Raw genomic sequence first — 12,815 nt, forward strand, 5'->3', positions numbered from 1 at the left:
GATTGATATGAGCCCTGCAAAGCGTCGAGGTTTAGGCCGTGGTTTAGATGCGTTATTATCGCCAACGCCTAATACCAATCGTAGTACAAGCGACGAAGTTGCTAGCGAAAATGCTAGTGATAACAAGGGTGAGCTTAGAAAATTGCCAATTGAGCAATTACAGCCAGGTAAATATCAACCTCGAAAAGATATGTCGGCCGAAGCGCTTGAAGACTTATCTAACTCAATCAAATCTCAAGGTATTATCCAACCAATAGTTGTGCGCACTTTAGCAATTGATTCTTATGAAATTATTGCTGGTGAACGTCGTTGGCGTGCAGCGCAAATTGCTGAGATTGATGTAGTGCCATGTTTGGTTAAAGATGTGCCAGACGAAGCCGCCGTTGCTATTGCGCTTATTGAAAATATTCAACGTGAAGATCTTAATGCCATGGAAGAAGCCATCGCATTAGAGCGTTTACTGACTGAATTTGAATTAACGCATCAAGAAGTTGCTGAGGCAGTAGGTAAATCTCGGACAACGGTTACTAATTTACTGCGTTTAAATAATTTAAATGATGAAGTAAAAACCTTACTTGAGCATGGCGATATTGAAATGGGCCATGCCAGAGCACTATTAGCTTTAGAAGGTGACTTACAAACAACAACCGCACGAGCAGTTGTTACCAAAGAATTAACGGTTCGAGAAACCGAGGCGTTAGTAAAAAAAGTGCAATCGCCAGAAAAACCAAAACAAACTCAAGAAAAAGACGCGAATACTGAAAGTTTAGAGCAACAATTGTCTGAACGTTTAGGCTCTCAAGTGTCAATTAATCATAACAAAAAAGGGAAAGGCAAATTAGTGATCTCATACACTAATTTAGAAGAATTAGACGGAATTCTAGCAAAAATACACTAATCAATAGTATTTAAACCTTTAATAACCTCCTTTTACAAAATATAAAAATTTTTGCACGAAATAAGGGCTTTCAGCGCCCTATTTTGTTGCAATAAAACGGTAATTCAGTATACTTGCACGGATTTTTTGACAGGAAATATTTTCTTGTAAAAAACGTAGAATTTACGAAGGTTTTCGTTAGAGGTTGTTAAATTGAATCAATTGTTAAAGCCTGGTCGCCAATTAATGCGGCAGCAATTGATGTTAGCATCTACACTAACCTTAGTTTCTACAGCAGTAGTTTATTTTAGTTGGGGGTTAAGTCACGCCTTATCAGCGTTAGCTGGAGGGTGTATTGGCATAATCCCTAATTTTGTGTTTGCTCTTTACGCATTTAAATATGCGGGAGCTAGCGCCTCGAAGTTAGTGATGGATTCATTCTTCAAAGGCGCTAAATTGAAAATGGTACTAACGGCATTTTTATTTGCCTTAAGTTTTAAGTTTTTCTCGCTGCCTTTAGCGCCATTATTCAGCACATATTTAATTGCGGTGTTGACGCCCATCATCTACGCCGCAACGTACAAGTTTACTTTTAATCAACAATAATTGGGATACAAGATGGCAGCAGATACTGGCTCTTATATCAAGCACCATTTAACCAACTGGTCAGTTGGCGAAGGATTTTGGACCTTCCATGTCGATACTCTCGGCTGGTCTATTTTCTTGGGCTTGGTTTTCTTATTAACTTTCCGTTCAGTCGCTAAAAAGGCAACTACCGGCGTACCAGGTAAAATGCAATGTGCAGTTGAAATGGTTGTCGAGTTTGTCGATAAAAGCGTTAAAGAAACCTTCCACGGTAAAAATGCGTTAATTGCGCCATTATCACTAACAATTTTCGTATGGATTTTGTTAATGAACGCAATGGACTGGATTCCAGTTGACTGGATCCCAACAATTGCTGGTTTAATTGGCCAACATGCATTTGGTATGGATCCGCATGATGTTTACATCAAATCAGTTCCTACTACTGACATGAACATGACCTTTGCATTAAGTATTGGTGTGTTTGTGCTTATTATTTACTATTCAATCAAAATTAAAGGGTTAGGTGGTTTTGCGAAAGAGTTAACGTTACAACCTTTCAATCACCCTGCGTTTATTCCAGTGAACTTTATTTTGGAAACGGTAACGCTAATCGCTCGTCCGGTATCACTTGCCCTACGTTTGTTCGGTAACTTATACGCTGGTGAGTTGATCTTTATCTTGATTGCAACGATTGGTTTATTCCAATTGCCGGTTCACTTCCTATGGGCAGCGTTCCACTTATTAGTTATTCCGCTTCAAGCGTTTATTTTCATGATGTTAACCATCGTGTATTTAAGCTTGGCGCATGAAGATCACTAACTCTTCGGGATTGAGTTAGGCAGCTACCTGAGAAAACTTAGGTAGCAATAAACCCGAAGGGTTTAGGACAGGATGTCCACAAAACAGTTTTTTAATTTTTAACTTTATAACTTACTTTAAATAATCGGAGATAAATATGTTATATATCGCTGTTGCATTGCTAATCGGCTTAGGTGCTTTAGGTACTGCGATTGGTTTTGGTCTATTAGGTGGTAAATTCCTTGAGTCAGCTGCTCGTCAACCAGAGTTAGCGCCACAACTTCAAGTTAAAATGTTCATCGTAGCTGGTCTTATCGATGCGATCGCTATGATCGGTGTTGGTATCGGCTTATACCTATTATTCGCTGTTGGTGCATAAGAGTAATACCGACGAACCCTGCGAATTTAATAGATATTAGGAGCTAACGAATATGAATATTAATGCAACCCTTATCGGTGAATCTATTGCATTTATCGTATTTGTAATCTTCTGCATGAAGTTTGTGTGGCCGCCAATTATGGCTGCTATTGAAGACCGTCAAAAAACTATTGCTGATGGTCTAGCTGCTTCTGACCGTGCTGCTAAAGATCTTGAGCTTGCTCAAGAGAAAGCTGCAGCACAGCTTAAAGAAGCAAAAGCACAAGCTGCTGAAATCATTGAAGCTGCGAAAAAACGCGAAGCTCAAATGATTGATGAAGCGGCTGCTAAAGCACAAGCAGAGCGTGAAAAAATCATCGCTTCTGGTCATGCAGAAATTGAGTCTGAGCGCAACCGTGCAACTGAAGAGCTACGTAAGCAAGTTTCTGCTTTAGCTGTTGCAGGTGCCGAGAAAATTCTCGAGCGTTCAATTGATGCCGCTGCACATAGCGACATCTTAGATAAATTAGTCGCTGAACTTTAAGAGGGAAATGAGCTATGTCTGAATTGACAACGGTTGCTCGTCCCTACGCTAAAGCAGCGTTCGACTATGCTGTTGAATCAAAAGCGGTAGACACTTGGTTAGAAATGCTAGTGTTTGCTGCCGAAGTTTCTAAAAATGAAACTATGATTAACTACCTTTCTGGTGGTGCATCAGTTGAGCAAGCCAAAGAAATTTTCTTGGGCGTTTGCGGTGAACAGCTAAATGAAAACGGTCAAAACTTAATTAAAGTGATGGCTGAAAACGGACGTCTGTTGGTGCTACCTCAAGTTGCTGAACAATTTGCTGCTTTAAAAGCAGATTTTGATAAAGAAGTAACTGTGGATGTATCGTCTGCCATTGAATTAACGGCAGACCAACAATCAAATATTAGCGCCGCGCTTGAAAAGCGTTTGGCTCGTAAAGTGAAGCTTAATTGTGTTGTTGACGCAACAATTGTGTCTGGCTTGGTAATTCAAGCAGGTGACATGGTAATCGATGGTTCAATCAGAGGTAAATTGGACCGTTTAGCAACAACAATGCAATCTTAACGGGGAACAGAGCATGCAACTGAATTCCACTGAAATCGCCGAACTGATCAAGAATCGTATTGAAAAGTTTGACGTAGTTAGTGAAGCTCGTAACGAAGGTACTATCGTTTCTGTAACAGACGGTATCATTCGCATCCACGGTCTTGCTGATGTAATGCAAGGTGAGATGATCGAACTTCCTGGCAATCGCTATGCAATCGCGTTGAACTTAGAACGTGATTCTGTAGGTGCGGTTGTTATGGGTCCTTACGCGGACCTTGCTGAAGGCGTAAAAGTTAAAGGTACTGGCCGTATTTTGGAAGTACCAGTAGGTCGTGGTCTTTTAGGCCGCGTTGTTAACACGCTAGGTGAGCCTATTGATGGCAAAGGCCCAATCGACAACGATGGTTTCGCACCAATCGAAGTTGTAGCACCTGGTGTTATCGATCGTAAGTCAGTTGATGAGCCAGTACAGACTGGTATTAAATCAATCGACTCAATGATTCCAATTGGTCGTGGTCAGCGTGAGCTTATCATTGGTGACCGTCAAGTTGGTAAATCAGCGATCGCTTTAGATGCAATTATTAACCAGAAAAACACTGGTATTAAGTCAATCTACGTAGCTGTTGGTCAAAAAGCATCAACTGTTGCTAACGTAGTACGTAGCTTAGAAGAGCACGGCGCATTACAAAACACTATCGTTGTTGTAGCGTCTGCATCAGAAGCTGCAGCACTTCAATACTTAGCACCATACTCTGGTTGTACTATGGGTGAATACTTCCGTGACCGCGGTGAAGATGCGTTAATCGTATATGATGATTTGTCTAAGCAAGCTGTTGCTTACCGTCAAATTTCATTACTTTTACGTCGTCCGCCAGGCCGTGAAGCATACCCAGGTGACGTTTTCTACTTGCACTCTCGTTTATTAGAACGTGCTGCTCGCGTAAACGAAGCTTATGTTGAGCGTTTCACTAACGGTGAAGTTAAAGGCAAAACAGGTTCTTTAACGGCATTACCAATTATTGAAACTCAAGCTGGTGACGTTTCTGCATTCGTACCAACTAACGTAATCTCAATTACCGATGGTCAGATCTTCTTAGAATCTAACCTATTTAACTCAGGTATTCGTCCTGCGGTTAACGCTGGTATTTCTGTATCTCGTGTTGGTGGTGCTGCACAAACTAAGATCATCAAGAAACTTGGTGGTGGTATCCGTTTAGCATTAGCACAATACGCTGAATTAGCGGCGTTTGCTCAATTTGCTTCTGACCTTGATGACGCAACTCGTGCACAATTAGAGCACGGTCAGCGCGTAACTGAGTTAATGAAGCAGAAGCAATTCAGCCCATTATCAGTTGCTGAAACAGCTGTATCATTATTCGCTGCTGAGAAAGGCTACTTAAATGATGTAGCTATCAACAAAGTAGTTGATTTTGAAGCTGCATTATTATCATACGTCAATAATGAGCAAGCTGAGTTGATGGCTACTATCAACGAGAAAGGCGACTATAACTCAGATATTGAAGCAGGTTTGGTTAAAGCACTTGATACGTTCAAGTCTACTCAAACTTGGTAATAGTTAACTTTTTCGGAGAGAAATAGTCATGTCCGGCGCTAAAGAGATAAAATCGAAGATTGGAAGCGTAAAAAATACGCAGAAAATCACCAGCGCAATGGAAATGGTTGCAGCCAGCAAAATGCGTAAAGCGCAAGATGCTATGGCTGCCTCTCGTCCATACGCTGAAAATATGCGAAATGTGATCGGTCACATCGCGCGAGGTAACTTAGAATATCGCCATCCATATTTGGAAGAGCGTGAAGTTAAGCGCGTAGGCTATATCGTTGTCTCCACTGACCGTGGATTGTGTGGTGGCTTAAATATTAATTTATTTAAGCAAGTACTTGCTGACGCTGCTAAGTGGCAACAGCAAGGTGCTGATGTTGAATTTGGTGTAGTGGGTTCTAAAGCTACTGCATTCTTTAACAACATGGGCAGTAAAGTCACGGCACAAGTTTCTGGTCTAGGTGATCATCCATCAGTAACTGACCTAATTGGTTCAGTACGTGTTATGTTGGATGCCTATGACAATGGCGAAATAGACAAGCTGTTCGTGGTTTACAACAAGTTTGTAAATACTATGACTCAGCAGCCGACAATCGATCAACTTTTACCTTTGCCTAAGTCTGACGATGACGAAATTAAACACCGTTGGGATTACTTGTACGAACCAGATGCTCAAGTATTACTTGATCAATTATTAGTTCGTTACACGGAATCACAAGTGTATCAAGGTGTTGTTGAAAACCTAGCGTGTGAGCAAGCTGCTCGTATGGTTGCGATGAAAGCCGCAACTGATAACGCAGGTGACCTAATCAACGACCTACAGTTGGTATACAACAAGGCGCGTCAAGCAAGTATCACTCAAGAATTGAGTGAAATTTGTGCAGGTGCAGCAGCGGTTTAAGCAAAGGTTCTTTTTTAAGAGCACAGATTAGAGGATTAAACATGAGTACAGGTAAAGTCGTCCAAATCATTGGCGCAGTTGTGGATGTAGAATTCCCACAAGATGCTGTACCTCAGGTATATGACGCGTTAACAGTAACTGAAGGTGACCTTTCAGGCTTAGTACTTGAAGTACAACAGCAATTAGGTGGTGGTGTAGTACGTGCTATCGCTATGGGTTCATCAGACGGTTTGCGTCGTGGTCTGAACGTAGAAAACACAGGTAATAACATCCAAGTTCCAGTAGGTACTGCAACATTGGGTCGTATTATGAACGTATTGGGTGAGCCGATTGATGAAGCTGGCCCAATTGGTGAAGAAGAAAGATGGTCTATCCACCGTGAAGCACCTTCATATGAAGAGCAAGCTGCGGCTAACGAATTGTTAGAGACTGGTATCAAAGTAATCGACTTAGTATGTCCATTCGCTAAAGGTGGTAAAGTAGGTTTATTCGGTGGTGCTGGTGTTGGTAAAACCGTAAACATGATGGAACTTATCCGTAACATCGCTATCGAGCACAGTGGTTACTCAGTATTCGCTGGTGTTGGTGAGCGTACTCGTGAAGGTAACGATTTCTATCATGAAATGAACGATTCAAACGTACTTGATAAAGTATCGCTTGTATACGGTCAGATGAATGAGCCACCGGGTAACCGTTTACGTGTTGCGATGACTGGCTTAACAATGGCTGAGAAGTTCCGTGACGAAGGTCGTGACGTACTTTTCTTCGTTGATAACATTTACCGTTACACACTAGCGGGTACTGAAGTATCAGCACTTCTAGGTCGTATGCCTTCAGCGGTAGGTTACCAACCAACCCTAGCTGAAGAAATGGGTATCTTACAAGAGCGTATTACCTCTACTAAGAAAGGTTCAATTACATCAATCCAAGCGGTATACGTACCAGCGGATGACTTAACTGACCCTAGCCCTGCAACTACCTTTGCTCACTTAGATGCAACAGTTGTACTTTCTCGTGATATCGCGGCACAAGGTATTTACCCTGCGATTGACCCACTAGATTCATCATCTCGTCAACTTGACCCATTAGTGGTTGGTAACGAGCATTATGATATTGCACGTGGTGTTCAAACGACATTACAACGTTACAAAGAGCTTAAAGATATCATTGCTATCTTAGGTATGGATGAGTTATCTGAAGAAGACAAGCAAACGGTTGACCGTGCTCGTAAGATTCAGCGTTTCTTATCTCAACCATTCTTCGTTGCAGAAGTATTCACAGGTTCACCTGGTAAGTATGTACCACTTAAAGACACTATTGCTGGCTTTAAAGGTATTCTTGCTGGTGAATATGATGACTTACCAGAGCAAGCGTTCTACATGGTTGGCTCTATCGAAGAAGCAATCGAGAAAGCTAAATCAATGTAAGGTGCTTAACCGCTAGTTAGCGCTAGCGGTTAAATGTTAGGAGGTCAAACAATGGCAGCAATGACTGTACATTTGAATGTAGTAAGTGCGGAAGAAGAGTTATTCTCTGGCCGTATTGAATCATTACAAATCACTGGTAGTGAAGGTGAATTAGGTATTATGCCTGGTCACGCACCTTTACTGACCTCACTAAAACCTGGTATGGCACGCATCGTTAAACAACACGGTGAAGAAGAAGTGCTTTATCTTTCTGGCGGTATGCTAGAAGTTCAACCAAACTCTGTAACCGTGTTAGCTGATGTCGCTGCTCGCGTTGAAGACTTGGATGAACAAGCAGCTGAAGAAGCGAAAGCTCGTGCAGAAGAGCACTTAAATGCTCACGGTCACGACGTTAATTACGCTGAAGCTGCTGCAGAATTAGCACGCGCAGTTGCCAAACTACGTGTTATTCAAGCAGCCAAGAAGAAGCTATAGCCACTTAGTAGATTTAGCACTAAGTTTTAGTGATAAAAAAAGCGACCCTTTACTTAGTAATCGGTCGCTTTTTTATTAGGGTTTGTTGATCTCTCAGTTTATAACTCTGTTGTTTTTGAAAAAGCGGTCAATCGCGGCGCTTAATATAAAGTTTGGTTGTTCCAAATGCATATTAAGCAACAAAGAGTGGCTCTTTTTCAAAATAACCCGAAGGGCTATGGCTAATCTTCAACCTAACTGCGTTGAAAATCGTTAATGTAGAATAACTACATTACACTCTGTTCGCCTTGTCAGCTTAAAAATTAGCCTATAGCCGAGACTAAAATTAAAGATCAACAGACCCTAGTATAAATTGTCATCAAAGCTCGTTAAAATAACCACAATTAAGTGAAATAACGAATAATTATTTAACGGATTAATCATGTCTCTTTCTGTTGTCATTCTCGCCGCGGGTAAAGGTACTCGCATGCGTTCGTCGCTACCAAAAGTATTACACTCGGTAGCCCATAAACCTATGGTTCAGCATGTTATCGATGCTGCCCGTCAAGTTAATGCCGAAAATATTTATCTAGTGTACGGCTTTTGTGGCGACACGCTAAAAGCTCAAATTACCGGTAAAGACTTAACCTTTGTTGAGCAAAAAGAACAATTAGGCACCGGCCATGCCGTTGATATGGCAAAAGAATTTATCAAAGATGATGAAGATATTTTGGTGCTTTATGGCGATGTACCTTTAACCAAAGAATCTACGCTTGAACGTCTTATTTCGGCTAAACCAGTTGATGGTATGGCGTTGTTAACGGTTCATTTAACCGATCCTACTGGCTACGGCCGGATTATTCGTGAATCAGGGAAGGTTGTCGGTATTGTCGAACAAAAAGATGCCAGCAAAGAACAATTAGCAATTAATGAATGTAATACCGGTATATTGCTAGCCAAAGGCGGTGACTTAAAACGCTGGCTGTCGAATCTTTCGAATAACAATGCCCAAGGTGAATATTATTTAACTGATATCATCGCGATGGCGCATGCTGAAGGCAAAAAAATCACTACTGCCCACCCTGATACGGAAATCGAGGTTGAAGGCGCTAATAATCGCGTACAGCTAGCTGCACTAGAGCGTGCATACCAATACCGCCAAGCAGAAGAGTTAATGATTGCTGGCGCCAGTTTACGTGATCCGGCGCGTATTGATATTCGTGGTAACTTATTGGTTGGTCAGGAAGTTAAAATCGACATTAACTGTATTTTTGAAGGTGATGTTGAGTTAGAAGATGAAGTGATTATTGGTGCAAACTGTATTTTAAAAGACTGTAAAGTTGGTAAAGGCGCTGAAATTAAACCAAATACCATTATCGAAGGCGCAATTATTGGCGACTTAGCGTCTGTTGGTCCATTTGCCCGCATTCGTCCAGGCTCTGAACTTAAGCGTGATGCCCATGTTGGCAACTTCGTTGAAATGAAAAAATCAACGTTAGGAGAAGGCTCAAAAGCGGGTCATTTAACGTATTTAGGTGATGCCGAAATCGGTAAAAAGGCTAATATTGGCGCTGGTACTATTACCTGTAATTATGACGGGGTGAATAAATCTAAAACTATTATTGGTGATGGCGCATTTATCGGCTCAAATGCGTCGATCGTTGCACCAGTTAACATAGGCAATATGGCAACCACGGGTGCAGGCTCTGTGATTGTTAAAGATGTTGCTGATAATGAATTAGGCGTTGCTCGCGGTAAGCAGCGTAATATCACTGGTTGGCAGCGACCAGCAAAGAAAAGCTAATCCTTACCATAACGTTTGTGTCAGTGATATTTTTTTATATCACTGATACTTTCTTTGTTTTTCATTTACTTTCAATAAATAGCAGCGCGACTCACTACTAGGATGCTTATTAGTTAGTGCCCAAAATACTGACTTTTCAGAAAGCTTATTGATATCGCGAAGCGCCCTATTTCTATCCTTATCAAAAGTTTTAAAGACGTTTCCTGCACCACCATTGTAGGCGGAAATTACCGAATAATGTTTACTACGTTGGTTAATAATTGCATTTAAATAGCGTTGATCTAGTAAGTGTAAATAAGCGGTACCAATATCGATATTTTTCTGCGCATCAAATAACGTTTGTTTACTTGGTTGTCCTGCTACATTTTTAATTTTTTGATAAACGTCTCGACCAGCAGTTGCTGGAACCACTTGCATTAAACCATAGGCATTTGCATGGCTCACCGCAAAAGGGTTAAAGCTGCTTTCAGTTTCAATAATTGCATAAATTAATGAGGGAGCAATATCATATTGCTTAGCAGAGCGCAGCACATAGTCACTGTATTGAAGTTTTCTTAATTGTTGATGATTTTTGACCAAGTTAAATTGCGTATGATGTATGGTTTTCCCCGCGTTTGTTTGTATCTGTAATTCGTTGGCAATTAAAAAGTCAGCATAGCGATTTGCTCGCCATTGATAGCGAATCGCTTTTTGATCTTGATCTAGGACTTGGTCATATAAAAATGGCGTTTCACCTATGCGTGGCGCTTCACTTGAAAAAATATCTGTTTTACTTGGATCAGCAGGGGTTAACAAGGTAGTGACAATGGCTTGTTGCAACATAGCTTGTGCATTTTTTTGCGCGATGGTTTCAACCACTACCGTACCCGCTTCAAAGTCGACGACCGCTCTGGCCTGATAATCATTACTGTATTTAACGTACTTTTTCTTTGATGGTAGTTCACTATTAGATTTGCCCCAGCGTTTATTAATTAATGCTTCAAGCTCTGCAAAAGCCTGGCTAATAGTTTGAATATCTTGCTCAATTGCTTGATGACTTCGTTCAGCTTGTTTAATAACTTCACCGACATTTTCGGGATTTTCATTGACCATCTTTACTAACTTTTTGATGGCATCAGGTGAGCTGATATTGGGAGTTGATTGACAACCGAAAAGCAAAATTAATGAAAAAAGGGATACAAGGTAAAAATAATACATTGGCACTAAAACTTCAGGGTTTGAGGCTGTTTTACCTTGTTAAACCCTAAAAAGCCAGTGCAAACACTGGCTTATTGTAAAAGTGAAAGTGCAACACTGGCTAATCCAATTTAAAACGAGTAACAGAATTACTTAATGTTTGTGCCATATTCATAGTCTCAGTTGCTTGTTCTCCATTATCCTCCGCCATTTTATAGTTACTAGAGGTTTGATCAGAGAGCACCGTAAGATTTTTGCTGACATCTTCAGCAACCTGACTTTGCTCTTCTGTCGCGGTGGCAGTTTGCGCTGAAGCATCGATAACCCGACTAGAAGCACTAGATATTTTATCGAACGCTTCTAGTGTTTGCTGGGAAAGCTCGACACTAGATTGAGTGGCGCTGTTACCTAAATTAATAGCAGAAACTGCTTCATCTACCCCTTTTTGTAATGTCTCAATCATTTTTTGAATATCTTCGGTAGATTGTTGAGTACGAGCGGCTAAGGTTCTAACTTCATCAGCCACTACAGCGAAGCCTCGGCCTTGTTCGCCAGCGCGCGCTGCCTCAATCGCAGCATTTAATGCCAGTAAATTCGTTTGCTCAGCAATACCGCGAATAACATCAAGCACTGAGGCAATATTGCTGGAGTTTTCTGACAACCTTAAGATAACTTCAGTCGCTTGATTAACCGTTTGTGAAAGGCTTTGAATTTCGTTAACCGCTTCCGAAGTTATCTGACTTCCTTCTCGGGTTAGTTCGTTAACATGGTTGACTTCATCAGCGGTTAATTGCGCGTTCTGAGCAACTTCTTTGATTGCGTAAGACATTTCATTAACTGCGGTAGCGATTGTTTCAACAGAGTCTGCTTGGTGCATGCTGGTGTCTTTTATTTGGTGAGCGCCTGTATGTAAATTACTTACGCCTGCAATAACTTGGGTAGATTGTTCGGCAATTGACCGAATTAAGTCAGCTAAGCCTTGAATAAATTCATCAAACTCATGGGCAACATCACCTATTTCATCTTTACGAGTAGAAGCTATTCGTTTCGTTAAGTCACCGTCACCCGAATTAAGATCTCTAATTTTCTCAGAAAGCCGCTCAAGCGCATCAGCCATTGCTTTAGGAGCAATAATGCCAGAAACCAAGGTTGCGCCAACAACCACTATACTGATGATTAATAAAATAAACTGGCTGCTGCTTACTTCATCTAACGTGACTTCACTGGTGTGAGCGCTTTTTTTATCAGCCATTTCTCCCGCTTTGTCATAAAAATCTCGTAATTCGTCAAATCGTTGTAATGATGTGGTGTCACTGACTGTTTTCGCTTGGTTAATCTTACCTGAAGCTACTAGCGTGAAAACTTTGTTTACCTCATCTAGCCAGTTTTTATAGGCACTATCAAAGCCACTAAGGTTCTGTAAAATATCAGGGTAAGCTTTTAGCAGTTGCTTGTATTTATTCATGCGATCTAATGCTTGTTGGGCATTTTCATCAAGATCAACTTTGGCCGCAGCAATGCCCTCTGGGTTTACGTCAGGATAAAGTGCTTGCAACTCAGCAACTCTTGCTTGATATAAATCGCGATCAGCGTTAATTACTGCCGAAATTGCTGGATTAAAAGTTTCACCAAATAACTCCATACCTGATTTGGTTTTAGAAACCAGAGAAATACTCATTAGAACTTGTACGATAAAGAACAAGGCAATTGCACAAAACGTCGCGGTATATTTCACTCTTATGCTATTAAAATTCATATGGTTACCTTTATTAGTACCTATAACACCAACAGGTTTTGATAC

General features: G+C 41.0%; 13 protein-coding genes. 11 read left to right on the forward strand and 2 right to left on the reverse strand.

The window, feature by feature from the left end; genetic code table 11:
- Positions 1–7 precede the first annotated feature (7 nt).
- The 11 genes from ACOB82_RS07415 (at position 8) to glmU (ending at position 9,838) form a co-directional block, all read left to right on the forward strand.
- On the forward strand, positions 8–898 hold the full coding sequence (locus ACOB82_RS07415) for a ParB/RepB/Spo0J family partition protein (RefSeq protein WP_448212326.1): 891 nt from the start codon (positions 8–10) through the stop codon (positions 896–898).
- Positions 899–1,090: 192 nt separating this feature from the next.
- On the forward strand, positions 1,091–1,483 hold the full coding sequence (locus ACOB82_RS07420; protein ID WP_448212327.1) for an ATP synthase subunit I: 393 nt from the start codon (positions 1,091–1,093) through the stop codon (positions 1,481–1,483).
- Positions 1,484–1,495: 12 nt separating this feature from the next.
- Positions 1,496–2,281, forward strand: a complete 786-nt coding sequence (atpB, locus tag ACOB82_RS07425; protein WP_448212328.1) for a F0F1 ATP synthase subunit A — start codon at positions 1,496–1,498, stop codon at positions 2,279–2,281.
- 136 nt (positions 2,282–2,417) lie between these two features.
- Positions 2,418–2,639: a F0F1 ATP synthase subunit C gene (atpE, locus tag ACOB82_RS07430; protein ID WP_089153031.1), complete on the forward strand. Its 222-nt coding sequence runs from the start codon at positions 2,418–2,420 to the stop codon at positions 2,637–2,639.
- A gap of 52 nt (positions 2,640–2,691) precedes the next feature.
- Positions 2,692–3,162: a F0F1 ATP synthase subunit B gene (atpF, locus tag ACOB82_RS07435; protein WP_448212329.1), complete on the forward strand. Its 471-nt coding sequence runs from the start codon at positions 2,692–2,694 to the stop codon at positions 3,160–3,162.
- A gap of 14 nt (positions 3,163–3,176) precedes the next feature.
- Positions 3,177–3,710, forward strand: a complete 534-nt coding sequence (gene atpH / locus ACOB82_RS07440; RefSeq protein WP_448212330.1) for a F0F1 ATP synthase subunit delta — start codon at positions 3,177–3,179, stop codon at positions 3,708–3,710.
- A 13-nt stretch (positions 3,711–3,723) separates the two neighbouring features.
- Complete coding sequence (gene atpA / locus ACOB82_RS07445; protein ID WP_448212331.1) at positions 3,724–5,265, forward strand: F0F1 ATP synthase subunit alpha; 1,542 nt, start codon at positions 3,724–3,726, stop codon at positions 5,263–5,265.
- Between the two features lie 28 nt (positions 5,266–5,293).
- The gene (gene atpG, locus ACOB82_RS07450; protein ID WP_448212332.1) at positions 5,294–6,154 is read left to right on the forward strand and encodes a F0F1 ATP synthase subunit gamma; all 861 of its coding nucleotides are present in this window, start codon (positions 5,294–5,296) and stop codon (positions 6,152–6,154) included.
- A gap of 41 nt (positions 6,155–6,195) precedes the next feature.
- Complete coding sequence (gene atpD, locus ACOB82_RS07455) at positions 6,196–7,581, forward strand: F0F1 ATP synthase subunit beta (protein WP_448212333.1); 1,386 nt, start codon at positions 6,196–6,198, stop codon at positions 7,579–7,581.
- A 51-nt stretch (positions 7,582–7,632) separates the two neighbouring features.
- Entirely contained in the window at positions 7,633–8,055 is a 423-nt protein-coding gene (locus ACOB82_RS07460) for a F0F1 ATP synthase subunit epsilon (RefSeq protein ID WP_448212334.1), read from the forward strand.
- 421 nt (positions 8,056–8,476) lie between these two features.
- Positions 8,477–9,838 carry a bifunctional UDP-N-acetylglucosamine diphosphorylase/glucosamine-1-phosphate N-acetyltransferase GlmU gene (gene glmU, locus ACOB82_RS07465; RefSeq protein ID WP_448212335.1) on the forward strand — a complete coding sequence of 454 codons (1,362 nt, stop codon included), beginning with the start codon at positions 8,477–8,479 and terminating at the stop codon, positions 9,836–9,838.
- A 39-nt stretch (positions 9,839–9,877) separates the two neighbouring features.
- Here the strand turns inward: glmU and ACOB82_RS07470 are convergent, their stop codons facing one another.
- On the reverse strand, positions 9,878–10,930 hold the full coding sequence (locus ACOB82_RS07470; RefSeq protein WP_448212336.1) for a murein transglycosylase domain-containing protein: 1,053 nt from the start codon (positions 10,928–10,930) through the stop codon (positions 9,878–9,880).
- Between the two features lie 205 nt (positions 10,931–11,135).
- On the reverse strand, positions 11,136–12,770 hold the full coding sequence (locus ACOB82_RS07475) for a methyl-accepting chemotaxis protein (protein ID WP_448212337.1): 1,635 nt from the start codon (positions 12,768–12,770) through the stop codon (positions 11,136–11,138).
- Between the last annotated feature and the right edge of the window lie 45 nt (positions 12,771–12,815).

It is taken from the genome of Colwellia sp. MEBiC06753 (genome assembly GCF_053470325.1).